Source organism: Paenibacillus sp. FSL H7-0735 (assembly GCF_038008505.1).
GTDB classification, from domain to species: domain Bacteria; phylum Bacillota; class Bacilli; order Paenibacillales; family Paenibacillaceae; genus Paenibacillus_AQ; species Paenibacillus_AQ odorifer.
On record NZ_JBBOZH010000001.1, the window covers coordinates 2,816,794 to 2,842,767 of the forward strand.

The 25,974-nt window shown below is 43.8% G+C and carries 18 protein-coding genes and 1 riboswitch; of the genes, 8 read left to right on the forward strand and 10 right to left on the reverse strand.

Features of this window, described 5'->3' with window-relative positions:
- Positions 1-184 precede the first annotated feature (184 nt).
- The 6 genes from NSS82_RS12610 to NSS82_RS12635 form a co-directional block, all read right to left on the reverse strand.
- Positions 185-754 (reverse strand): YdeI/OmpD-associated family protein, encoded by a 570-nt coding sequence (locus NSS82_RS12610; RefSeq protein WP_076100793.1) that lies wholly within the window; start codon positions 752-754, stop codon positions 185-187.
- A gap of 56 nt (positions 755-810) precedes the next feature.
- Entirely contained in the window at positions 811-1,326 is a 516-nt protein-coding gene (locus NSS82_RS12615; protein WP_076105369.1) for a DinB family protein, read from the reverse strand.
- Between the two features lie 82 nt (positions 1,327-1,408).
- Positions 1,409-2,320 (reverse strand): helix-turn-helix transcriptional regulator, encoded by a 912-nt coding sequence (locus NSS82_RS12620; RefSeq protein WP_076100790.1) that lies wholly within the window; start codon positions 2,318-2,320, stop codon positions 1,409-1,411.
- A 142-nt stretch (positions 2,321-2,462) separates the two neighbouring features.
- Positions 2,463-3,635: a KamA family radical SAM protein gene (locus tag NSS82_RS12625; RefSeq protein ID WP_370510928.1), complete on the reverse strand. Its 1,173-nt coding sequence runs from the start codon at positions 3,633-3,635 to the stop codon at positions 2,463-2,465.
- A gap of 132 nt (positions 3,636-3,767) precedes the next feature.
- A riboswitch (cyclic di-AMP (ydaO/yuaA leader) is annotated at positions 3,768-3,911 on the reverse strand.
- A 48-nt stretch (positions 3,912-3,959) separates the two neighbouring features.
- Positions 3,960-5,627, reverse strand: coding sequence for an AraC family transcriptional regulator (locus NSS82_RS12630; RefSeq protein WP_076105370.1), 1,668 nt, complete (start codon positions 5,625-5,627; stop codon positions 3,960-3,962).
- A 139-nt stretch (positions 5,628-5,766) separates the two neighbouring features.
- Positions 5,767-6,792, reverse strand: a complete 1,026-nt coding sequence (locus NSS82_RS12635; protein WP_076105371.1) for an ABC transporter substrate-binding protein — start codon at positions 6,790-6,792, stop codon at positions 5,767-5,769.
- Positions 6,793-7,319: 527 nt separating this feature from the next.
- On the opposite strand from NSS82_RS12635, the gene NSS82_RS12640 reads away from it, so the two are divergent.
- Positions 7,320-7,982, forward strand: a complete 663-nt coding sequence (locus tag NSS82_RS12640) for an HAD family hydrolase (RefSeq protein ID WP_036689719.1) — start codon at positions 7,320-7,322, stop codon at positions 7,980-7,982.
- Positions 7,983-8,024: 42 nt separating this feature from the next.
- Complete coding sequence (locus tag NSS82_RS12645; protein ID WP_076105372.1) at positions 8,025-9,230, forward strand: mannitol-1-phosphate 5-dehydrogenase; 1,206 nt, start codon at positions 8,025-8,027, stop codon at positions 9,228-9,230.
- 93 nt (positions 9,231-9,323) lie between these two features.
- Here NSS82_RS12645 and NSS82_RS12650 read toward each other — a convergent pair whose 3' ends face one another.
- Complete coding sequence (locus NSS82_RS12650) at positions 9,324-10,784, reverse strand: alpha-L-fucosidase (protein ID WP_076105373.1); 1,461 nt, start codon at positions 10,782-10,784, stop codon at positions 9,324-9,326.
- Between the two features lie 120 nt (positions 10,785-10,904).
- Here NSS82_RS12650 and NSS82_RS12655 point away from each other — a divergent pair, with 120 nt between their 5' ends.
- A complete protein-coding gene (locus NSS82_RS12655; RefSeq protein WP_038569983.1) occupies positions 10,905-11,735 on the forward strand; it encodes an AraC family transcriptional regulator in 831 nt (276 codons plus the stop codon).
- A gap of 66 nt (positions 11,736-11,801) precedes the next feature.
- Here NSS82_RS12655 and NSS82_RS12660 read toward each other — a convergent pair whose 3' ends face one another.
- Entirely contained in the window at positions 11,802-14,912 is a 3,111-nt protein-coding gene (locus NSS82_RS12660; protein WP_076273073.1) for a glycoside hydrolase family 2 TIM barrel-domain containing protein, read from the reverse strand.
- A gap of 121 nt (positions 14,913-15,033) precedes the next feature.
- On the opposite strand from NSS82_RS12660, the gene NSS82_RS12665 reads away from it, so the two are divergent.
- Positions 15,034-15,858 carry an AraC family transcriptional regulator gene (locus NSS82_RS12665; protein ID WP_036689725.1) on the forward strand — a complete coding sequence of 275 codons (825 nt, stop codon included), beginning with the start codon at positions 15,034-15,036 and terminating at the stop codon, positions 15,856-15,858.
- A gap of 168 nt (positions 15,859-16,026) precedes the next feature.
- Positions 16,027-16,932 carry a hypothetical protein gene (locus NSS82_RS12670; RefSeq protein WP_076273072.1) on the forward strand — a complete coding sequence of 302 codons (906 nt, stop codon included), beginning with the start codon at positions 16,027-16,029 and terminating at the stop codon, positions 16,930-16,932.
- A 47-nt stretch (positions 16,933-16,979) separates the two neighbouring features.
- On the opposite strand, the gene NSS82_RS12675 is transcribed toward NSS82_RS12670, so the two are convergent.
- Positions 16,980-17,849 carry an AraC family transcriptional regulator gene (locus tag NSS82_RS12675; RefSeq protein ID WP_076273071.1) on the reverse strand — a complete coding sequence of 290 codons (870 nt, stop codon included), beginning with the start codon at positions 17,847-17,849 and terminating at the stop codon, positions 16,980-16,982.
- Between the two features lie 136 nt (positions 17,850-17,985).
- Between NSS82_RS12675 and NSS82_RS12680 the strand changes: the two genes are divergently transcribed.
- Entirely contained in the window at positions 17,986-20,652 is a 2,667-nt protein-coding gene (locus NSS82_RS12680; RefSeq protein ID WP_076273070.1) for a family 78 glycoside hydrolase catalytic domain, read from the forward strand.
- A gap of 172 nt (positions 20,653-20,824) precedes the next feature.
- Complete coding sequence (locus NSS82_RS12685; protein WP_076273069.1) at positions 20,825-23,206, forward strand: alpha-L-arabinofuranosidase C-terminal domain-containing protein; 2,382 nt, start codon at positions 20,825-20,827, stop codon at positions 23,204-23,206.
- A 72-nt stretch (positions 23,207-23,278) separates the two neighbouring features.
- Here NSS82_RS12685 and arfA read toward each other — a convergent pair whose 3' ends face one another.
- Positions 23,279-24,784, reverse strand: a complete 1,506-nt coding sequence (arfA, locus tag NSS82_RS12690; RefSeq protein ID WP_076100772.1) for an arabinosylfuranosidase ArfA — start codon at positions 24,782-24,784, stop codon at positions 23,279-23,281.
- Positions 24,785-24,934: 150 nt separating this feature from the next.
- Between arfA and NSS82_RS12695 the strand changes: the two genes are divergently transcribed.
- The gene (locus tag NSS82_RS12695) at positions 24,935-25,837 is read left to right on the forward strand and encodes an ArsR/SmtB family transcription factor (protein ID WP_076100771.1); all 903 of its coding nucleotides are present in this window, start codon (positions 24,935-24,937) and stop codon (positions 25,835-25,837) included.
- Positions 25,838-25,974 lie beyond the last annotated feature (137 nt).

Consider the following 25,974-nt stretch of genomic DNA (forward strand, 5'->3'; position numbering starts at 1 on the left):
AATCCGTCATTTGGAGTATTATCGGACCGCATAGCCCCTATTGGCGAAAAAAACGCCTTATAAGAGCCAGTTTCTAAGGAATAGCTGCGCTGGAGTCCGATGGATTGCTGAAGAGGCGATAAATTAGTAAATAGCGTCATTGGAGTCCGAAAGCCTCAGCAGGAGATCATGCATCTAGCGCAGCTTAATAATCGAGCAGACGTCCATTATCATGCCATTGCCCGTACATTTTATTTTCTTTAGTGTTTGTTATGAATTTGTCTAATTTACTCTTAAATAAATCTGGCTGATGTTTATTGCTTTGGATCGTGTCGATCCGAACTCTTTTATAAAGGGGGGGAAAGGCCCGGAAATTCTCATATACTTGCCTGTCCTCTTTTAGCCTTTGCTCTATAATCTTATCTACTATAAAAGAATCAGGGTTCATATCAGGAAGTATCCGTTTTCCTTCAGCACTCATTAACCCCAGCTTTTCGAGGCGGCGGACCCGTTCTTTGTTCAATTCAGTCCAAGAGCTTTTTTTACTTCGGGGAGAGAGTCTTTGCGCCAGCTCTGTTTCCGAAATTTTCTTTTTCACTCCATCGATCCATCCAAAACACAAACATTCCTCAACTACGTCCAAATATAGCAACGTTTCTGGGTTTGGCTTCATACTAACGAGTACCCAACAAGATTTTTCAGTCTTACAATTCTCCTGCAGCCAAACTCTTAAATCTTCCCTCGATTTTACTGTAATTAGATTTTCAATCTCCATAATTAAAATACAATTTCCTTTCTAGGTATGGAGTGGAGCACATTGCCCATTAGAGATTAAATAGCTTCCGCAGGTACCTGATACCAAAAAAGGGAATAGTCATTCATGGTGGAAGCGTGGCCTAACTGACGTAACATATTAGAGATATTGCCTCTATGATAAGTCCCGTGATTGACGACTTGCAACACAATTTCTGATAGGCGTGTTTGGCGGATTCCGGCGAATGGATTGTCAAGCAGAATGGTTTGCTCCAAATCGGATTGGTGGTGTAACCATTCTTTGTATTGTTCCGATAGCTGTGCAAAGATATTTACGTACTCATCCACAGAATCTAGAATGCTCAAATTTAGCGGGATACTTTGTTGAAAAGCCTCAGGCATAGCAGTGCCTGTTAAAACAAGATACCACATCGTATCAACCGCATAGATATGGCTAAGGGCATGAGCGATGGTGGGAAACGAGCTGTTCACTTCTTGACTTAGCACAGAGGATGGGAGTTCCTTGATTCTCCCCAGGATAGTTTGGTTTGCCCAAGTGTGGTATTTAAACATTTCTACTGGATAATTTGTCATTCGTATGGTCTCCTTTTGAATTGTCATGGATTTGTTTTTGTTACTGTTGTTAATATAAAAGAAGAAGTATGACATCAGACTGTCATACTTCTTCATAAAGTTTGAGTGTGTTTTGAAGCTGCTCTTTTAAAATACCTCGCAATGCAGGGGGTTCGAGGACTTCGGCCCCGCTGCCGAAACTCAGCAGAATGGACCAAAGCCAACGAGCTTCCAATGGCTTATACACAGGAATTCGCATCGTCATGCTTTTATCAGAATGAAATTCCTTGTCGACTTGATGAAACTGATCCAAAGCTTCTGCCAAAGCCTCAGGGCCCACCCGGATTACTATTTCCTCCACCTGATCTACCCTGTTTGAACAGCCAGCCTCTTTGGGTACTTCATGTTGTGATTGAAAGGTATCCTGCGTCAGGAACAAATTCAGCATCCGGGAAAGACGAAACTCCCGATAATCCTGCCGTGCCCGGCAATAACCATAGATGTACCAGTTGCTATATTTAAAATGAAGCTTTACTGGTTCCATTTCACGGGTTGTACGTTCATTTTTTACACTGATGTAATCAAAACGGACAACATTTCGTTCCGCTATAGCCGCACGTAAAAGAGGAAGTGCGTCAGGATCCGTACGCCGGGTTTCAAGATCCACCGCGAGACTAGAAGTTTGTGGCTCCGTTCCTATCGTTTGCAGCCGTTCAATGGTTCCTTGCGTATGCTCATCTTCAAACACGGAAGAGAGACTGTTAAGTACAGTAATCAGAGAAGTGACATCATACGAACGGAGCAGGCTTTTATCCATTTTATATCCGTCCATAATGCCATATCCACCTTTAGTACCCTGATACGATACGACCGGGATGCCAGCGGCACAAATCACATCGATATCCCTATAGATTGTTCGCTGGGAAACCTGAAACTCTTCAGCCAGCTTGGAGGCAGATAAAACTTCGTGGTTCAATAGCTTGTAGATCATAGAAATCAATCGTTCCAATTTCATGTGTGCATTCCCACCCATTAGTCCATTTCGTGTTACAGCGTGATTATATCATAGATTTTTTCGGGCTAATTTTGGGAGGGAGGAGTTTTGTTGTTGGTGATGAAGAAATATCCTATGACAGAGTCTGACAGAGCCGATTAATTTATTTACAGATTAAATCCGCAGGCTCTGATAAATCATTAACAGAAATAATAGCATCGTTTTTTTTCACAGGTGGGGTCCAATATTGCTCATTCCCAGGCAGGTCATCGAACCATTCGGCGTCCTTTGGACAATCTAGAATCATGAATTTTCCGTATTCCTGATCTCTGGATTGATGGTATTTGAGATAGGCTTTCCCGTTATCAATGGCGAGAATTTCTATTTTTCCTGAGGTGTGGCTCATGGATAAGCGTACTCTTTTGCCAAGTCCTGAGGTTCTAGCTTTGGCTTCTTCTACAATTTGATAGACTTGCTCGAGCGGTAATACGAAATCCCGGTTTCCGGCAACGGGCCGGTTCACAAAGAAGTAGTAGGGTGTAACGCCAGCCCATGAAAGTCGGTCCAGTAGTTCCCCTAAAATAATGGGATCATCGTTGATGCCTTTGAGGATGGGAGTCTGATTTACGACAATTGCCCCTGCGTTGTGGAGAGCTTTAAATGCTTTTTTGGCTTCAGGTGTGATTTCACGAGGATGATTGATGTGCGCCATAACATAGATTCGTTTGTCTTCGGTAGAGTAAGTACGAATCAGCTCCAGCAGCTCTTCGTCTTCAGAGATCCGCATCGGATTAAATACGGGAATTTTGGAACCTAGTCTAATGATCTTAACATGCTCAATGCTTCTTAGATTTTCAATAATGGATCTTAGCTTCGGTGTGGAGAGAATTAAACTGTCCCCGCCCGTAAGAAGTACGTTGTTAATCTCCGGATTCTTTGCGATATACTCCAAGCCCGGAGAGACATCAGCCATCGCCTCTTTCACGTCATTTCGGAACAGACGCTTACGGAAACAGTAGCGGCAATAAGCCCCGCAGACCTCGGATACAATCAGTAGTGCAGTGGTTCTATACTTGTGCTGACAACCAGGTACCACATAATTCGTGTCCTCATCGGAGGCGTCCCAGCGCCCATACTCCAGCAGTTCACCTTCGTTAGGAATAACCAGCTTACGGATGGGATCATCTGGATCATCCCAGTTAATCAAAGACAGATAGTAGTCATTTACACGAAAAACAAATTTGTCTGTAATTTCTTTCAGATTCTCTTTTTCCAGCTCAGACAACATAGCTATTTTGTTAATATCCGTGAAGTACTTTACCTTTTGCACGTACATCTCTCCTTTGTCTCGTAGTGTGAGAAATGAGGGAGCCTTAGTGTCAAAGGCCAATCTACTGCCAGCAGGGTCCAAAAAAAGCACAAAAAGAGACCCTTAGCAAGGGTCTCTGGTTATGTAAATAACATGAAAAGCAGACCCATCCACTGCTGACGAGGTTAGCTGACGGACTCGGGTAAGATGGTACCCTACATTCTAATGCTCAATGATTCGCCCCAATTAACTGGTTCCCCCGCTTTTCAACTGTAAAAGTTGGAAATTAAGCGTAGATAAAGTATACCCTATCAAGTTTTGAAAAGTCAAAAGAGAATCCTAGATTCACCTTCAATTGCTAGCGCTACTTCCGCCGAGTAGTTTAGGCAACAGCGTTAGCAGTTTCTCCCGGGTTAACGCATCACTAGAGTTCCATTTGCTTCCGTCGAGCAGATAAACATGTCCCTGACGTACTGCCGGAAGAGTGTTCCAAAGTGAACTGTCTAGTAATCGTTCCATCGCAGCTCGCGAGTCTTTGCGTTCCGGAATGAACATGAAGATATGATCTCCGGCGTAGGCAGGCAGTCGTGTTGGATCAACTTCGGCGAACCCTAACTCTTCGTCCAATATGGCTTGGATCTCTTCGGTCGGTTGTAAACCACATGGGGCATAAAGCGCAGTGGAGAATCCGGACATTCCCATAGCATATAGATGATCTCCATGATCATAGACCAAAGCAGAGGCGGTTTCTCCAACTTGGAGAGTTGTCGAGTAAAGCTGCTGCCACATGGCAGCGTTTTTGATTGTGAATGACTCCAGCCATGCTTCGGCTTCGCGCTGTTTACCTAGCCAACTGCCTAATGTCCGCATTCGGTTGTCGAGAGGCGCAAATGAATCAAAGGTGAGTGTCGGAGCGATACCAGAAACTGCTCTGTAGGCTCTTTCATCACTATTTGCCAAAATGATCAAATCTGGGTTTAGGGAAGCGGTCAACTGCGGGTCCAGTGGAAACCCGACGTTGGCGAGCTTCTTAAGCCGATGTTTATAGACGCTGTTCCGGGCGAATGCTTCATCTCCACCGATAGGCTTTACACCTAACGCGAGAAGGTCGCCAAGTGTCTCGCCATGATAGACAATACGTTTCGCTCGTTCAGGAATTTCCACCTCATGACCCGTCCAATCCTTGACGGTAAGCTTACGACCTTGCTGATGTGCATATTGTCCGGGTGTAACTCCGGTTTTTTGCCGAAAGCGGCGGCTGAAATAGTATTCATCCGAGAAGCCGACCAGTCTGGCGATTTCCCGCAGTGGTTCAGTCGATTCCTGCAGGAATCGTTTGGAATGATTAATACGCAGATCCGTCAGGTATTCAAGCGGCTTTTTACCCGTAAGCTGCTGAAAGATCGGTGTATATTGCCAGATTGATATTCCCGCCAGTTCAGCTAACTGCTTCACGGTGATACTCTCTGTATAATGCTCCTGAATGAATGTTATGGTCTTTTCTACGGATTCCGTAGGACTTGGCAGGTGTTTGGAAGGGTAATTATGCTCAAAAAGTAACAGCAGCAATTCTTGGAATTTTAATTGTTGCTTGAATTGTTGTACATCATCGGTGTTATTCCTGTTCATGAGCAGGTCTTCGACTAGCCGGATTACCTTGGTGAACGGGTGCACAATTAACTCCCGCCTGCCGGAAAGCAGCTCTCCAGAATATCGTTTAGGAAGCTTGGTTGTATAAATTGCTGTAAAGGTGATGAGGTAATAATACAACGTCAGCTCCTGGTTGTTCGTACTATAGGAGATTCCAGGAGATAGTAGATAACATTTATCCGTACTTAGTATCACGCTTTGATCATCGAGGTTCAATTGTCCGTTCCCTCCAGTAAATATGAGAAGGGTATAGTCCCGGGTTGTACGCGTTATAGAGCTTGAATCGGCAGCTTGAATCATCAGTTCGGCCTCGTTTAGCTGAAATAGCAGAGAGTGGAGTGGGGGGCAGGACGATGATATATGCAGCATGGGTTCAGCCTCCGTTCATTTGGTGAGAATGATTATCAATGAATTCATTGTATATAAAAAAAAGAAGCATATCAACAGCTGTTGACATGCTTCTTGCAGTTTTTTATCAGCCTTGTGTTAAACTCTTCATCACAGAAGGTTATTTCATATTCAATAGCTGTGGAATTTCGCCAAGCAGCCATTCTCTTGTTGTCGCATCACTTGAAGTCTTCATGATGTCTTGTGTATAGACATATCCGTTCTTGACGGCAGGAAGGCTCTTCCAGATAGGGCTCTTTAATAGATTCTCTGTGGATTGTTTTGCTTCTTCTGCCACTGGAGTCAAGATGAATATCCGGTCTCCGGCATATTCTTTCAGGACTTCCATGGATACTTCCTGGAACCCTTTACCTTCATCAAGTATCTTCTGAATAGCTGGAGTTGCCTTGAAGCCATTCTCCCCATAGAGTACCTGTGAAAGTCCGGTTGCTGCCATTATAAATAGTCTGTCTCCTGGATAATAAGTGAAGACCGCAGCCGTTTCGCCCTCTTTCATGCCTGCGGATTTCAATTGCTTCCACATGTTCTCTTCAGCGGTTTTATACTGGGCAAGCCATGCTTCTGCTTCAGTCGTTTTACCAACAATTCCACCAATGTCCAGCATACGTTCCTGGAGTGGGGCAAAGGTATTAAATATTATCGTTGGTGCAATTTTGGAGAGCTGCTCGAAATCAGCTTCATCTGTGCCCGCATAGATGATCAAGTCAGGCTGAAGCTCCAATGTTTTTTCCAGATTGATAGGGAAGCCTACATCCTCCACACCTTGCAATTGTTCTTCAAAAATCTGGCCTTCCCCCATAGAAAGAGGATAACCTACCGCCTGCACACCAAGTGCGAGCAAATCGCCATAAGTTTCTCCAGAATAGATAATTCGCTGCGGATTCACTGGAATCTCTACAGTATGTCCTATGTAATCTGTATAGGAGCGGGTAGTCGCTGCAGCTTCATCTGTACTGCTATCTGAGGGTTCTGCTGAAGGTGCCGCGGTTGCAGCGGAAGAGTTCCCGGTTGCGTTTGCCGTACTATTGGCAGAGGATTGTTCCTTTGAGTTTCCGCACGCCAGTAGCAATGTACTCAGCAAAAATAGTACACATACCACAGCGAAGGACTGTCGTGCCTTGTTCATATCTTATTGCCTCCCTATTATATGTAACGACCACCAATAATGATAATCATTATCGATTAAAAACTATCATAAATTAAAGCCTCTTTTTACTCAATGGACAAAAAATAACCCCGTAATTTGATTTGTACAATCAAGTAAAAAGGATGTGGTTGAAATTATTTTAAATTATTTTTAGCTGCTTGGAAAAATACTCTAAATAACGGCAATGGAGAGAAAGAGAGGAAGCTTGTCTTCATAACAAACTTGGCAGAAGGAATCCCTTGAAGCACATAGGATTGTGGTGTTTTTTTGAATCTGATTATTGTTATGTATTAAGATGTTCAGGTGATGCAAAAATTCAGGGTTGTCCGCATTGATTGTAATCGTTATCATTACGTGGCATGTTATCTACCGTGCTTGACGTCAGTAGAAGGGCTTTGTTATGGTTTTTATAGTCAAACGCAAGCCGAAATAGCTTTTTGTAGAATATGCAGAAGGTTTTGCGTAAGATATTCTAACCAAACATAATACGAGGGAGATGGTTGATTGTGATCAAAGGAATTATTTTTGATTTTGACGGAACGATTATCGACACGGAGACTGCTTGGTACACCGCATTTAACGAGGCTTATGCAGAATATGGAGTGGACCTGACGCTTGAACAATATTCCACCTGCATCGGCACGAGCTTGAACAGTTTTAATCCTTATGAATATTTGATGACTGATCTTAAGCTCGCGATTGACAAAGAAGAGTTCAGTAAGGCTGTTAAACAGAGACACAGCAAACTGATGGAGCTTGAAACAATACGACCAGGTATTCAGCATTATCTTGATTCCGCCAAAGCAGCTGGACTGCGCATAGGGCTGGCCTCAAGTTCTTCCCTGGAATGGGTGGAAAAATATCTGAATCAATTGGGTATTCGCGAGTATTTCGAATGCGTTCGGACTGCCGACCATGTGGCAAAAGTGAAACCAGATCCGGAGCTATATAACCAAACGTTAGCTTGTCTTGGAATCACAGCTGATGAGGCGGTTGCTATCGAGGATTCACCGAATGGATCTAAGGCAGCGGCAGCAGCTGGCATCCGTTGCATTGTGACGCCTAACGAAATTACTAATTTTCTTGAATTCGATAAGCAGCACCATAAAATTGATAATCTAAGTCTTCTTGAATTTGATCATGTAGTTACTCAACGTTGCTTCGTATAGAGAAACCGAGAAACTGAGTTCAAATTAAAGGGGGATACCAAATTGAGAGCCGTACACTTTGGAGCGGGCAATATTGGCAGAGGATTTATTGGGCCTATGTTGTCGGACTCCGGTTACAACGTTTGTTTCGTCGGAAGAAATAAGAGTAAAATTGCCCAATTGCAAAAACGTGGCCAATATCCTGTCACCCTAGCTAACAAGAACCGGGACAGCTTTATCGTTGATAATGTTACAGCGATCAATCTGAATGATACTGAGGACGTTACTAGAGCTATAGCAGAAGCTGAAATTGTGACAACTGCAGTCGGAATATCCGCTTTACAAGATATTGCTGAGACCATTGCGCAGGGCATCGAACGAAGGCTTGAAAACAACAGAAATCTCACCCCTCTTCATATCATCGCCTGTGAGAATGGGATTGGAAGCAGTCAGAAGTTGAAAAAATCTGTTTATCGATATATGAAGCAATCCTTCAAGGAGCTTGCTGACCGCAATGTCGCTTTTCCCAATGCGATGGTTGACCGGATTGTACCTATGCAGAAAAATACAGATTCACTTGAAATCCTCGTTGAACCCTTCAGTGAGTGGGTTATTCCCCGCAGTGGAATGATTGGTAACTACAATGAAATTAAAGGCGTCCATTATGTAGATTCGCTGGCGCCATACCTCGAACGGAAGCTATTTACTGTGAATACAGGTCATTGCAGTGCAGCCTATTTTGGATACCTGGAAGGTTATACTAGCATTCAAGAAGCGATGTCTGATCCCGAAATCAGAGCTCGTGTTCACGGGGTGCTTAAGGAAACAGGGACCTTATTGGTGCATTTATATGGCTTCAAGCCCATAGAACATGACCGGTATATAGAAAAGATGATGGAACGATTCACTAACCCCAACTTTAACGATAAAATTACACGTGTCGCCCGCTCCCCGCTTCGCAAGCTTTCACCTAATGATCGACTCGTAAAACCGGCAATGCTTGCTCATGAACTTGGTTTTGAGACCTCACATTTAGTCTCAGCTATTGTTTCTGCACTTTATTTTGATTATGAAAAAGATCCAGAAGCCTTACAGCTTCAAGCGGACATCCGAAACCACGGGCTAAGTGAAGTCATTGCTACACAACTAAAAATCCCTACGGAGCATCCGCTTCATGGTCGCATTATTTTGGAGTCCAACAAATTACGCGCGAGATATCCTCATAGGACTAGAATGAAGACAGTAAACGTCAGGGGACCCTACTTTTAATATAAATTGATGGTTATAAAACTATAAAAGAGTGTTCTCTGCTGGATGGGCAAGAACACTCTTTTTATAGGTTATGAAGTTCTGTAAGTGTCCCTAATCCAATTCAATCCGCAGAACAACCGGAGTCTCACTGCGAACCGAGGTTGTTTTTATAATCAGGGCTTCATCGGTTCTTTCCCATGCAGGTTGTTCCTCAAAACCTAAGATTTTGATCTGTTTAATCATCCCATGGAAGTGAGCAGAGTTTTCTTTAAGGGATTTGATTTGCACTATACCGTTGTTTGGATAGACAAGAACAGTAGCGTAAAGATAACTGCCTTTTACCGTAAAGCGGATATCTTCATTGGTGAAAATCTTCGTGATCCCATCTGTAAACTGACCTTCAACGATCTCTGTAGGGCCTTCCCCGAAGGTGCGCCAGTAGGTCGTATCATAGATTGCTTCACCATTCACCTTTAGCCATTCTCCGATGCCAAGCAGAATTTCCTGATCCTGAGCTGGAATGCTGCCGTCCGCTTTAGGGCCTATATTCAGCAGCAAGTTGCCGTTTTTGCTTACGATATCTACTAAATCTCTGATAATTTCTACGGCAGATTTATAATCATTTTCCGGTGTAAAACACCATGAATTTTTAGCTACTGCTGTATCCGTTTGCCAGAAATAAGGTTTAAGCTCGGAGAAATGACCTCTCTCAATATCTGGGATCGCTGAGCCAAACATGAAGGCATCATGCTTATAATTGATTGCAACCGGAGTTCCCCATTCCTCTCCCTTGTTGTAATAGTAAGCAGCGAACTTTTTGAGATAGGGTTTGAAGGCGGCTGTGTGAATCCACCAGTCAAAGTAAAAGATTTTCGGCTGATAATTGTCTACCAGCTCGCAGCAGCGAATCAACCAATCCTCCAGAAATTCTTGATTGGGTGGGGAGCCGAATAAATCCTGATGATCGGGTTCGGGCATGGATGGCCAATAGAGATCTCCACATACAAGCGGTTCATGGATATCGGAATCAAATTCCTTGCCATGAGACAGGAAGAACCAGTGCTCAGCTCTATGGGAAGATACACAAAACTCTAATCCCTGCTGCTCAAAAGCGTCTTTCATTTCCCCGACTAAATCCCGCTTGGGACCCATCTCATATGTGTTATAGTGGGAGTAAGCGCTCTTATACATTTGAAAGCCGTCATGGTGCTCTGCAACAGGCATCACGTATTTGGCTCCAGATAATTTAAAGAGATTGGCCCATTCCTCAGCATTGAAATGCTCAGCCTTGAACAAGGGGATGAAATCCTTATAGCCAAAGGTTTTATGCTCGCCATAGGTAGCAAGATGATGTTCATATTCCCGTGAACCCTGGATATACATATTTCGGGGATACCACTCATTGGCGAAAGCCGGAATAGAATAAAGACCCCAATGAATGAAAATACCAAACTTAGCGTTCTCATACCACGTAGGCACTTGAAATTGACTTAGTGAATCCCAATCGGCTTTGAATCTTCCAGTTACGATCGTATCTTCGATTACTTTTAAATATTTGCTTTTATCCACCATTTTGCAATCATCCTTTCAAACGTTTATTTCTTCTTCATTGTAGTGAATGGATGTGGGAATCAAAATGTAGGACATTAACTTTTAGATGTACAAAACTAACCTGATAAGGCGGAGTAAGGGATGGATAACCATGTTTTGCTTACTAATTATTTATCCAATTTAAAGGTTGATTTATTTATGGCTGATTACAATCTTTGTGGCCGTGACTGGAGAGATCTCGACTATACGCCTGACTATAGTAAATTTTATTTTATTTGCGATGGGGAGGGTTGGTTAAAGATCGGGGATCGAGAATATTATCCGAAGCCTGGTCAGCTTTTTTTGATGCCTGAGGGAGTTAAGCAATCTTATTCTTGCATAAGTGATCAACCCTTTGAGAAGTATTGGTGCCATTTCAGCGCAAAAGTCGGAGACATTAATCTATTCAAAATGTTAGAGTTAAGTCATGTATGCAGAGAAGTAGATCCTCATGTAATCCAAGAGATTTTCAGCAGCCTAACGAGTCATATGAAATCTGATGCGGTATATGCTCATTTATTAGCCAAAAGTAAGTTAATGGAGTTATTTTCTTATTTTATTATGAACATAGATGTAGACGAAATCACTTTTAAGAATCTAAGCTCGATCGAAAAATTAACGAAAATATTAACGTACATAGACGCCCATATCGAGCGTAATATCACCATACAGGAGCTTGCCGAGATTGCGTACATGCATCCCAACTATTTTATCCGGCTATTTAAACAGCAAATCGGAGTTCCACCCATTCAGTATATCACCAGAAAAAAGATAACTAAGGCCAAGGAGCTATTGAGGGGGACGCAAAGTTCTGTCGGTGAGATTGCCCATGATCTTGGTTTTAGCGATCTCTATTATTTCTCCAAACAGTTCAAAAAAAATGTGGGTTTAAGCCCTTCGGAATTCAGACAAGGAACAGTAGCAGTGAAATAAATAAAAGAAGACCGTCCTGTGTGGTAGAAACCAACCAGAGACGGCCTTTTTTATAAGTGGAAGAGATTAGAGCAGTGAGACAGTGAAACGGAAGATGTACGGGCGATTAGCCGGCAGAGTGAACTCTTCGTGGGTTGGTGCGCCCCAGCTGTCGTCCCCGCCAACACCCATTTGCTTGTAGTTAACTCTTAGTACGCTTTTGTTCGAGACTGGCAATTTATAGACGTGATCATGGGCTTCCAATTCCTCAGGTTTCCAAGGCAGGGCATTAATCTCTATAGGCGTTGCACTTTCAAAATAGAGCCCTGATCCATCCTTGCTCTCTGTAATTGAAGCAAATCTGACATCTGTCTTGTTGCCGCACTCCTGAGGTTTGAGATAAGGCGTGAATTGTTCACTGACCTTGCCTGTATAACGTCCGAGTGGTGCCCCTGTTTGTCTATCCCAATAATTCTCATGAGGCCCGCGGCCGTACCATGATAGGGTATCAAGACTTCCATCTAGAACGAACATCATTCCGAACTCAGGGATTTCTGGCAGAACGCTGCTGCCCGGACTCAGTTCTTGCGTGATCTCTAAAGTCCCGTCAGCGCGAATCACATACTGAACCCGAAGCGTGGAATCCGGACTTGTAGCCAGAAGGTAGCTGGCAGAGACGAGACAGAGAGAGCCTTCGGTTCTAAATGTAAAGCTGATTAAGTGTTGTTTATGCGATGCCTGCTTCCATACTGCACACCGCTGTGGCAATTTATTACCGCAATCATTATCTGTGACTGCTCTCCAGAAGTTAGGTCTTACAGGTTCTAGCAGACGTTCTTTGCCTGAGGAACGATAAGAGTTCAGAGCACCCGTAGTTGTACTAAAGCTCAGTTCGAAATTATCACCTTGCACGTTCAAAACATTCTCAAGCTCGCTGACACGCAGTGTTTCTGTGGTCCTCTTTGAGGTATTGGTTACGAAACGAGGTGACAGAATGAACTGTTCCCAAGCGATTTCGTGATTGGCTTCTGCCCATATAGTTGCTGAAGGCTGAATAAAGGAAAGATTCAGAACTGCCTCATGATTGCCACGCAGTGAATCCAGCTCGTAAGGAACTTTGCATGAAGTGCTCTCACCTGGTGCACATGAGATCTTCAGTAAGCCTTCTTGCGCAGTTACTCCGTCTAAACGAACTTCCCATTTGAGATCGTATTCCTTTAAGTTGGTAAATAAGAAGGAATTGCGAATCTGGAAGAGTCCTTCTAGGATATTTTCAGCCGTTACTTTAATATTCTGATAACATTTTTTGACCTCAAAGAGCTTAGGAGTAACCGTACGATCAGCAAAAAGCAATCCGTTGCCACTAAAGTTGCCGTCATGAGGCGATTCACCAAAGTCCCCGCCATAAGCGAGATATTCAATTCCTTCGGAGGTGTGGGTCCGAATGGCTTGATCTACCCAATCCCAAATGAATGCACCTTGAACAATGTCATATTTGTCGAACAAGTCACAGTATAAGTGCAGCCCACCGCATGAATTGCCCATGGCATGACTGTATTCGCAGAGGATATAAGGCTTCTTCGGATTATTAAGCGCATATTTTTCAACATCCTGCGGTTTAATGTACATAGTAGATTCTATGTCACTTGCTGCTTCCGATTCTCTACAGTGAAAGATTCCCTCATAATGAACCGGCCGCGAAGGATCGGTTTCTCTCAGGTAGTCGTGCATAGCGATAAAATTGTCGCCTCCGAAAGATTCATTGCCGAGAGACCATATGATGACTGAAGGGTGGTTTTTGTCCCTTTGCATCATGGAGTTGCAGCGGTCAATGACATTGGCCCGCCATTCCGGTTTGCTTCCAGGAACATTCCCGTCATTCAATCCTTCTTGGCTGTATGCCCAAGTGCCGTGCGTTTCCAGATTGGTTTCGTCAATTACATATAATCCGTATTCATCACATAACTCGTACCAGACAGACTGATTCGGGTAATGGGAGGTTCGAACGGCATTAATATTATGTGTTTTCATTAATTGGATGTCGCGCAGCATATCTTCTTTGGCTAAAGCACGACCTGTGTCACAAGAGAACTCGTGGCGATTGACGCCCTTAAGCACGATTCTTTTGCCGTTGATCTTCATAAGTCCGTCTCTAATCTCAAACTTGCGGAATCCAACCTTACAGCTGACCGTTTCTTGTGTATGCCCGTTGTCGTCATTTATAGACAGGACTAAGGTATAAAGATAAGGGGTTTCAGCACTCCATTTAAATGGCTGCTCAACCGGGGCAGAAAGTTTGAGTTGCTGGACGCCTTCTTGCTCAAAGGAACCAGTAGTGGAGATAGGAGTCTCCCAAACAGGCTGGTCCTCTTTATTGTAAAGCTGCATTTGCAGTGTATATGGGCTTTGCTCATTAAAGTAATTTTCCACCTGGATATCTACATTTAAATCCGCATGTACGAAGTTTTCATCCAGGTCGGTGTGGACGAAGTAATCAGCAATATGAACGGAAGGCGCCGAATAAAGATAGACTTCCCGAAAAATACCGCTAAGGCGCCAGAAATCCTGATCCTCTAGCCAGCTGGCATCACACCAACGATAAACCTCGACAGCTAGTTTGTTGTCCCCTGCAACTAAATATGGGGTGATATCGAACTCTGATGGAGTAAATGTATCTTCACAGTACCCGACAAGTTCACCGTTTACCCAGACGTAGAAAGCGGATTCAACACCCTGAAAGCTTAGGTGCACCGGTTGACCATTCCAAGACTCAGGTACAGTAAAGGTTCGTAGATAAGAGCCTACTGGATTATATTTTGTTGGGGCAAAGGGGGGGTTAAGCTCTGGCTCGGATTCCGCCCAAGGATACCGGAGATTTGTATATTGTGGATAGTCGTAACCTTGGAACTGCCAGTGGGACGGTACAGGAATTGTATCCCAATTACTGCAATCGAAATCGGCTTTATAGAAATCCACAATTCGTTGATCCGGTGTTTCGGAAAAAGCGAATTTCCAAAGCCCATTGAGGGTTTGGTAGAAAGGTGAGATTTCTTTATCGTTAGTTAGCGCTTGGGATAAACTACGGTAAGGGATCATGGAGGCATGTGCATCCAATCGATTCAATTCAAAAGTCTCTGGGTTGTTATTCCATTCCGGATAACCGTTAGCAGGTGGCTGGTAGACAAACTTTGCTCGCATGAGTTGATCTCCTTTATAATCATTGTAATGTTATTATATTCATATTATAAGTTGAAGTAATGTTAGGATAAATAAAAGAATTTTAGTCCCGGATAACAAAATATGAAACGAGGACTTTTTTATGGAGAGCAAAATTATTTTTTGCCAAACAGAAGATGTAAGCATGCTGCCGCTTTATGCTACAACCCTTGGATTTTGGGAGCACCAGCCAGAAACTATACGTCCTGCAGGCTTTCCAGACTATCAAATACATCAGATTCACGAAGGTAAGGGTGAGCTTATCATTCATGAGAGCCGATATCTCGTGGGTCCAGGGGATGTGTTCTTTTTGTTCCCGGATATTCCTCATTCGTATGCCCCTATCAGTGGGAAGGAGTGGAAGGTATCATGGGTCTCGTTCAATGGCAGAGAGGTTGGTCAAATGCTGCTCTATGCGGGCATCCGCGAGTCTGGTCCTGCTAGATTAAAAGAAGATCAATGGCTCAATCCTCTAAAGCAAATCCTTATGCTGCCAGATAGCAATGAGCTGGAAACCAATTTAGCACGATCAAAACATCTTTACGCATTGCTTCTGGATTTAAAAAGAAAGCTAGTATCGCCTCTGAATGAGGCACATGAATTGGAGCGAATCAAACCGGTGCTGCGTTATATAGAGAGCAATCTGCATAGGACGCTTCCTTTAAAGGAGCTGGCGGAGATTATTTCTGTATCGCCACAGTATTTATGCAGGCTTTTTCAAAAAACAATTCATGATCGACCTGTAACCTATATCAATAAGCAACGTATCAATTTGAGTAAACAGCTTATGTTTAATGGACGCGATAAAAAAATGTATGAAATTGCCCAGCTAGTGGGCTTTGATAATGCTAGTTACTTTTGTTTGGTGTTTAAAAGATTGACAGGGATGAGTCCTGAGCAATTTAAGCAGCTGCATGGTTTGGATTAGATAAACGCTTACTTGTTACCGTCTAGCACAACATGATATAGTTTACTTGAGTTCCTGCGATGTTTTTTTTTGCGGCTTAGCCCATACTTTTACTGCCACAAGAATTCAATACATAGAACCAAATTAACAATCTGAAATGACGAAAAGCATCAGGAAGGAGACATCATTTTGAATGAGAAGCTAAAGCAAGCCTATGAGCGTTTGAACTTGCCTGAAGACGTTACCCGGGAGGAATTGAACAAAAGGTTAGATATTCATTTGAAACGCCGTCGATCGAATTCGACTGAAGATGAGGTCGCAGCTTATGAAGAGGAATTCCGCGCTTACAAAACCATCCTAGATGGCTTGGATCAGAAGGAGATTCAGGAAGCAGAGGACAAGCGGCTGGAGAAGTGGGGAGCCATGTCCGGCGTAGCACGAAAATCGGAGAATTTCTTTCGACTCTACAAAACGCACACTATTATTTCTATTATCGTGCTGCTGGTAGTTATCTTTGGGGGGAAAGCGCTCTATGATCAGTGGCAGGAAAGAAAATATGAAGCTACGCTCCCACCGGTAGATGTTCGAATCATGTTCCTAGGCAACTATGAATCTCAGGACTCGTCAGGTAAGAATGAAGAGCTAAAACAAGAGATTATCAAACGTTACCCGACCTGGAAGAGAGTGGAGGCAGAAATCGTTTATCTACCCTCAACAGGTGGGACGGACGGTGGAGCCTTGGATATGAGCTATATGCAGCGGGCTATGGCGATGCTGGCAGCCGATCATCCGGATATCCTGATAATGGATGATGCTACTTTTGAATGGATTGGCCAGCAGTCGGGACTGCAAAATCTGGAGTCGTTTATTAAATCCGCAGGACTTCCTCTTGATGATAACCGTTTGAAACGTATGACTAACCCGGAGAGTGGTCAAGAGCTGATTACTGGCATAGATATCACAGATACGGATTTTGCTACAGAACTCCCTATCCATTCAAACCAGATGATCATCGGAACGTTAGGACAAGATGACAGTAAGACTAAATCAACTGATTTTGTTGAGTTTTTACTTAAACAGATCACTAATCAATAAATTAATAGGGCCGATGTTGTATGGATGTTCATACGACATCGGCTTTTTTATGATCTGTAGAGCTTGCGGTACGCGATGGGTGTCTGGCCGACTATTTTTTTGAATACAGCGTTAAAGGAGTCGATGTCACGGTAACCAACTAGCTCGGCAATCATATTAATTTTATGTCCAGAAGTACGCAGCAATTCACAGCTTTTATGCATTCGCAGATTCTTCAAGTAGGTCCCAAAGGACTGGCCAGTATGCTTGTGGAACATGCGCTGAAGATGCCTGCTGCTCCACTGTGAAATACGGGCTAATTCGGCAAGTGTAATCTTCTCCGACAGATTATGCTCTAGGTATTGAATGACTTGCGTGAAGTCTGCCATATCCATCGTAGATTTGTCATCTTCTCCGTATTTTTGCCTGTACACTGCTATGATTAATTGACTCAGCAGGGTGTAAAGCATTGTTTTGGAGCCCATACCGGATACCGACATTTCATGATATAAATTCAGCATTAAGCGCTCAATCGAGCCATCTCGATCTGAGACGGAAAAGTAAGATGAGCTGCTACTCCCAAGAGTGGCTAGGTGCTCCCGGATAGATGGCTCTTGAAGGACGATATTTAATTGCTCCACCATTTGCATATCAAAAAGGCAATTATAGACGATCAGGCGATTCCCTAAAGTATCAGAAGATGCTGGACGGAACACATGGGGAGCACCTACAGGAATCACAAACAGCATTCCTTTTCTAACGGGAAAGATCTCATTTTCAAGGTGATGAAAACCTCTTCCTTCAGCTACATAGCAATACTCAATAAATTCATGTGCATGAAAAGGGGCATGGAAGTTCTCTGAATAGCGGTTAACCAGCAGATGCAGATCGTTTTGAAAAAAGACTTCACTTTTGAACAACTCGGTGGTTCGTTGCATGTATAATTTCCCTTCCAAATTTATGGCATGATTGCAGGGGTATGATGTCCTTTTTACCGGGTGATGAAAGCGGTAACGCAGCTATAATTATAGGGCAAAGACTAATTTGTAGCTATAGAGGGAGGTTTTTATCTATATGTTCGCAATCACTAAGCTTCGTTGTGAGTACAAAGAAAATCCGCTAGGAATTGATGTGATCAGACCCAGAATCAGTTGGCAGTTAGTTTCAGATGACAGGGACTGCATGCAGTCTGCTTATCAAATTCAAGTGGCTGAGAATATGCTTTTTCAAGGCAAGCTATGGGATACAGAGGAAGTAAAGTCTTCTCAATCGATCCATGTTGAGCTTGAAGGTCTGCTGCTGGAAGCTCGCACGCGTTATTATTATCGGGTTCGGGCATGGAATCAGAATGCAACAGACTCGGGTTGGTCTGAGGTTGCATTTTTTGAAACCGGACTATTAGATGCAGGGAATTGGCAGGCGGAGTGGATCAGCGCTCCTACAGCCTCTTTTTCACAAGATTCTGAGATTTGCCCACAGCTTCGTACATTCGTGGATGTAAAAGGTCCAGTGGAAAGTGCAAGGATTTATGTTACTGCTTTGGGCTTGTATGAACTGCAGCTGAACGGAAGTCGGGTGGGAGATCATTATTTTACTCCAGGCTGGACCAGTTACAGTAAACGGCTGCAATATCAAACTTATGATGTCACAAAGCTTCTGCATGAAGGTGCGAATGCGTTAGGCGCACTGTTAGGCAATGGCTGGTACAGAGGGTATTTGGGCTGGGATAATCAAAAGGAGATTTATGGATCAAAGACTTCACTTCTGCTGGAGCTTCATATCCGGTACGCAGACGGTTCAAATGAGCTTATTAGCTCAGATCAGAATTGGCAGGCTGCAAAAAGCGCAATTATGATGTCTGAAATTTATAATGGTGAAACCTATGATGCTCGGCTGGAGCTGGATATCACCGATCCTTCATCAGAAGGTTGGCATCCAGTGGAGATTATTAACTATTCCAAAGCGATTATCGTTGCCCAGGAAAATGTGCCAGTGACACAAGTTGAAACCTTGAAGCCGATTGCACTGCTGACTACCCCGCAGGGAGATAGAGTGCTGGACATGGGCCAGAACATGGTAGGGTGGTTAAAATTTAATGTGAAAGGTCAATCTGGTCAGGCGGTAGAACTTCAGCATGCTGAAATATTAGACCGGGACGGAAATTTCTACACGGAGAATATGCGTAAAGCGAAACAGTGCATCCGCTATACTCTGAAAGGTGGAGAGCAAGAGACGTATGAACCACACTTCACTTTCCAAGGTTTTCGGTATGTGAAGCTTAGTGGGTTCTCAGCAGATCTTCAACTAGAGGATTTCACAGGAATTGTGATGCACTCCAATATGGAACGTACGGGTGATTTTCAGTGCTCAGATCCACTTGTGAATCAACTGCATCACAATATCCTGTGGGGGCAAAAAGGGAATTTCCTCGATGTGCCCACTGATTGTCCACAGCGTGATGAGCGGCTCGGCTGGACGGGGGATGCTCAGATGTTTGTCCGCACAGCCTCTTATTTGATGAATACGGCACCATTCTTTACGAAATGGCTGCGGGATTTGAAGGCAGACCAAACCCCTGAGGGCGGCATTCCGTTTTTTATTCCAGAGCTGAGAGCAGCTCCTCCTGGCGACGGAGATACTAACCATTCTTCTGCGGCCTGGGGAGATGCAGCTACGATCTGTCCATGGACAATCTATGAAATGTATGGCGACAAAAGGCTGCTTGCAGAGCAATACGAGAGCATGAAGCAATGGATTTCTTATATTTATGCACAGGGAAGCAATCCTTATCTATGGAATACTGGGTTTCATTTCGGCGATTGGCTAGCGCTTGATTCCAAGCCAGACAGCTATGTAGGGGCTACAGATCGGGATTATGTCGCCACCGCTTTTTATGCCTATTCTGTTTCTCTGACTTTGAAAGCGGCAATAGCCTTAGAAAAATCGGAGGACGTGGACTATTATAGTGAGCTGCACGCCAAAATTATAAAAGCATTCAGTGATGAGTTCATAACACCTGCGGGCAGGTTATCCGTCTCTACACAGACTGCACAGATATTAGCCTTACGTTTCGATCTTGTAGAAGGGGTCGCCAAAGAACGTGCAATTCAGAAGCTCACTGAGCTGCTTGCTGAAGCTAAGGATCATCTGACTACTGGATTCGTGGGCACACCTTATCTGAATCCTGTGCTCAGCGAGATTGGAAATAACGAACTCGCGTATAAGCTTCTTTTTCAAAAGGATTATCCATCCTGGCTGTATCAGGTGACGAAAGGTGCGACGACGATTTGGGAGCATTGGGATGGGATCAAGGAGGACGGCAGCTTCTGGAGTGCAGATATGAATTCTTTCAATCATTACGCCTATGGCGCAATAGGTGAATGGTTGTATCGTTACGTTGCAGGAATTGGAACAGATGAGTTGGAGCCTGGCTTCAAAATCGTTCATATCAAGCCACAGCCAGGCCCCGGTCTGGATTATGCAGAAGCTAGTCTTGAAACCATGTACGGAAAAGTGGAGTCAGCGTGGCGGCGATCAGAGGATAATGGAATGGTGATCCTCGTTACGATTCCTGCCAATACCAACGGTATTGTCGTTCTGCCTGGAGCCAATCAACTAGGGTTATTAGAAAATGGAGTTCCTGTAGAGCAGTCCAGAGGCGTGCACAGCATCAGCTTGGTCGATAACGGAGTGAGACTCGAAATAGGTTCGGGCAGCTATCAATTTACGTATTCTTTATAACCTATACTAGGGGGCTTCCTAGTGTGAACTGACATCGAGGGGAATTCGGTGTCAGTTTTTCGTTTTCGAATTGACGAATGTAGAGAGGAGTTATTATAATGATTTATATTGATATGAACTAAGTAATATAAATATAAATTAAATTGGAATTCACAAGGAGGAAGACAAAAGAATGAAGACAGAAGGAAAATTGACGATACATACGCAGCAGCGGGGGGCGGAGTTAGGCGATCTATTCGGTATTTTCTTCGAGGATTTGAATCATGCGGCCGATGGTGGGCTTTACGCTGAGCTAGTTCAGAACCGATCTTTTGAATTCGACCCGATTGACCGGGCAGATTATCATACGCTGATGGCTTGGGAGCCTGTAGAACGTGGAGATGGAAAGGTGAATATCTCTGTAGAAGACAGCAAGCCCTTAAATGATCGTAACCAACATTATGTTGCCATCGATATTGTGGCTGAAGGTGACGGCGTTGGCCTGATGAATCTAGGCTTTAACAGTGGTATTCCGGTAAAAGAAGGCGAGAATTATAACTTCTCGGTGTATGCCCGTCGGGAGACAAGCTTTGATGTGCCGCTTACCGTAAACATCGAAAGCACAGACGGCACCATTCTTGGTGAAGTGGAAATAGCCGTTAGCAGCTCGGAATGGAACCGATATGAAGCCGTTATCACAGCTAATAGCACTGACACAAGCAGTCGTCTTGTAATCGTTACCAAAGGTAGCGGGAAGGTATATCTGGATATGGTTTCTCTGTTTCCTGAGAAGACCTTTAAGAATAGACCCGGAGGCATGCGTGAAGATATTTCGCTGCTGCTCGCTGATTTAAAACCTAAATTTATGCGGTTCCCAGGAGGATGTCTGGTGCATGACGGTTCCTTGGATCCAGATGACAGAGACTCCATGTACAGATGGAAGAATACGATTGGGGATGTTGCACAAAGACCGGCAAGACGCAATAACTGGTCATATAATCAGACGCTTGGGTTAGGTTATTATGAATATTTTCAGTTCTGTGAGGATATTGGAGCTAAGCCGATCCCCGTTCTTCCGGGCGGCTATGACCCGCATCATAAACGGATGGTCCCGCTGGATGAATTAACGCCTTGGATTGAGGATGCTTTGGATTTAATTGAATTCGCCAAGGGGGATTCTTCCACGAAGTGGGGAGGCATTCGTGCAGAACTGGGTCACCCCGAGCCTTTTGGGCTGGAGTATGTCGGCATTGGGAACGAAGAGGTAGGTGCACCCTTTTTCGAGAGATATCCTTACTTTCATCAAGCCATCAAAGCAAAATATCCGGAAATCAAGGTCATTAATTCTAGTGGCCCGTTCTCTGCCGGTCAGGAATATGAACGGGGCTGGACGTCGGCAAAAGAGAATAAGTCTGACCTCGTAGACGAGCATTATTACTGTACACCTGAATGGTTCCTGGCTAATCATCATCGTTATGATGACTTCAATGCGGATGAGCCAAAGGTATTCCTCGGTGAATATGCTTCATGGGGCAATACCTATTACAATGCATTAGTAGAAGCAGCATTTATGACAGGTCTGCAAAATAATGCTCATGCCGTTGGCTTAGCTTGTTATGCTCCAATGCTCTGTAATGTGGATTATATCAACTGGAAGCCGGACCTGATCTGGTTCAATAATCATGAAGTGTACGGAACGGCAAACTATTATGTGCAAAAGCTATTCATGAACCATCAGGGAGATCATTTGCTGAAGATGGAAGCAGATGGCTTCACGGCAACGAAGGAAAGCAGAAAGGAAGCGATCACTGGAGCCATCAGTTTCGGTGTGGATGCCTCTGCTGCTCGTTTCTCCGAGATCACATTAGTCAACAATCTTACGGGAGAAGTGAAGACGTATTCTGACTTATCAGAGGAGGTTTCAAATCTGCCTGACCCTGCTCAGAACAGAACGGCTAAACGGACACTAGAGCTTGGTGAGACAGAGTGGGAAAACTATACTTTGCATTTTAAGGCTACACGAACCGCAGGGAATAAAGGGTTTATCTTCTATTTTGGTAAAGCGGATGATCAGAATCATTTGTACTGGGAGCTTGGTGGCTGGCAGAATCAGGATTCGATTGTGGCCTCAATTATCAACGGAAGAAATTCTGTTCTGACGCATGCTATGTTTACTGTTGAAACAGACGTAGAATACGATCTTAAGCTAGAAGTAGTGGGCAGACATATCCGTACTTTTATTAACGGAGAACTGGTGAATGAGACAGAAGATAAACTTCCGGTCATTGAACCGCTGTATTACACGGCAAGTGTGGAAGATTTAACGGGGGATATTATCCTCAAGACAGTAAATGTACAAGAGAACAGTGTTTCTGCAGAGGTTGTACTGGAATCTTTGGTAAAAGAAGCACTGACCATCGAAGTCTATGAAATGTCGGGATACCAGCTTGAGGACGAAAATAACTTTGAGAATAAGCAGCGGGTCTCTCCGAAACAAACCAGCTTTAAGACAGAAGGAAGCAGCTATACTTATGAATTTCCGAAGCAATCCGTGACAATTTTCAGAATAAAATAACGAAGACGCCCCCATGAATCTCTGGCTTATTAAAGATTCATGGGGGCGTTTCTATGACTATTACAAGTTAACTTAGCCGTTCACACGCAGTCGAATCACATTCCAGGAAGCTTTTGCGAGAAGGGCTTTTACATGTCCACCCTCAACAACGGCTTTGCCTTGGCTAGGCATCACATTATGTGGATTGGATTTGGTATTTACAGCTTTAATATCTTCATGTTCCAGTACAATATGCTCAATAATGTTTACGGAACTGAAGCTGCGCAGATCCACGTCGAGCTCTAGTCCTTCGGATAAATGGCGGTTTACAGCGAAGACGGTTACTTCATTCAGCTCCTCGTTGTATACACTAATGGCTTCCAAATAAGGCACATCAGTGAAATCTTTGGAATCGTATTTAGGGCTGGAAATCAGCGGGTGAAGTACGGTTCCACGACCATAAAGGGAAGCATGCAGGTACGGATAATAAGTAGTCTGCAGCCAAAGCGGTCCGCCATTTTCAGTCATAATTGGGGCGATAACATTGATCAGCTGCGCTAAGCAGGCCATTTTCACACGATCAGCATGCTTCAATAATGAAATAAGACAGCAGCCCACAACAAGTGCATCTTCAAGTGTGTACACATCTTCGAATTCTGGCGGTGCGATCTGCCAGTGTTGTTCGGCACGGCTGCTGCCTTGTGATTTCCATACATTCCATTCATCGAGCGACAGATTTATTTTCTTTTTGCTCTTTTTCTTCGCTTGAACATAATCACAGGTGGCAGCCACACTGCTGATGAAATGATCCAAATCCATGGAGCGGGCTAGGAAGTTAGGCGTGTCGTCATTGTTGTTATTGTAGTACGTATGCAGTGATAAATAATCCACATTATCATAAGAAAGATCAAGCACGGTAGCTTCCCACTCGGCAAAAGTGTCCATGCCGCTGCCGGAGCTGCCACAAGCCACAAGCTCAAGCGTTGGATCGACCCAGCGCATAGCTTTTGCAGTTTCGTTCGCTAACCGGCCATATTCGACCGCGGTTTTAGCTCCAATCTGCCACGGACCATCCATTTCATTTCCGAGGCACCAGGTCTTAAAAGCGTGGGGCTCTTTATACCCATGAGAGATCCGCAGGTCACTGTAGTAGGAACCGGAAGGATGATTGCAGTACTCTACTAGATTTCTAGCTGCATCGATGCCGCGTGTTCCAAGGTTAACTGCCATCATGACTTCGCTGCCTACGAGCTTAGCCCAATCTGCAAATTCGTTGGTACCCACTTGATTGGTTTCTGTGGTCCACCAAGCTAATTCAAGAGATTGCTTGCGTTCATGCTTGGGTCCAACCCCATCTTCCCAATTGTAACCGGATACAAAGTTTCCTCCAGGATAACGGATGATAGGAACGTTTAGGGCACGAATAGCTTCGATGGCATCGTTCCGAAAACCATTCTGATCCGCAGTAGGGTGACCCGGGTCATAAATCCCACCGTAAACTGCTCTTCCTAAATGTTCGATAAATGAGCCGTAGATCCGCGGGTCTACTTCAGCTAGTCTGAAATCTTTGTCAATAATCATTGTCGATTTAATCGGCATGAGTGTACAGCTCCCTCTAGTTGAATTAATGATTTCACTAATTAAGTAATTGTTTTATGATTACATGATACTGATTTTAGCTTATAATAAGCAATGAATTAATTTAGGATTCGTTAAAATACTAATTCAATAAGCATAGGAGACGTTGAAATGTACTTAACCACAGATTCTGAATCTTTGCAGGTGTATGAAGCACTGGCAAGTGAAGTTAGGCTGCGAATTATTGAACTTCTGGACCGCAGAGAGATGCACATCAAAGAGCTGGCAGCGGAGCTCTATCTTAGTAGTGCAATTGTTAGTACTCATGTAGCAAAGCTGCAAAAAGCAGGCCTGATCAGTTCTAAAATGAGACGAGTAAATGGAGGGACCTATAAATATTGTTCTTTGTCTGCGAATTACCTGCAGATTAAATTATCGGGCTCCCGTGGAGTTGCCAGAAAGGTGGTTGAGGTGTCTATCCCTGTAGGGCAATATACCGATATTCAGGCTTTACCTACCTGCGGGATTGCTACTACTGAGAAACTGATCGGCTATTATGATGATCCACGTTATTTTCTGGACCCGGAACGGGTGAATGCCGGCATTGTATGGTTTGCGAAAGGTTCTATCGAGTACAAGATTCCAAATTATCTATTTCAAGATCAAGTGGTGCAAGAGATTGAGATTTCACTGGAAATAGGTTCCGAAGCTCCACATGTAAATGAGAAGTGGCCGTCGGATATCGGCTTTATGATGAATGGACAGGATTTAGGAAAATGGACCAGTCCGGGCGACTTTGGCCTCACTAGAGGACGATTAAATCCCATTTGGTGGCGTTCGGATGTTAACCAATATGGTTTGCTGAAGGTTCTGCGGATTAATGCAGGTGGAACCTTTGTGGATGGGCAGCAAATCTCAGATATTACCTTAGAGGATGTACGAGTAGAGCAGGATCAGTGGACCTTTCGTTTAACGGCAGAGAATAGCGGACGGAGAAGAGGTGGACTAACCATATATGGCCGTGGATTTGGGAACTACGAGCAAGACATTATGTTTAGAGTGTATTACGAATGATTTCGAGTTTACAGGTAAAGTGTTTATAAGATTCTGTAGAAAATTTAAGCTTGTGTACCAATTATTACCTCTGATAAAATAAAAATAAAAAATATATTGTAATGAAAACGTTTTTATGTTAATTTAAATCTATAAAA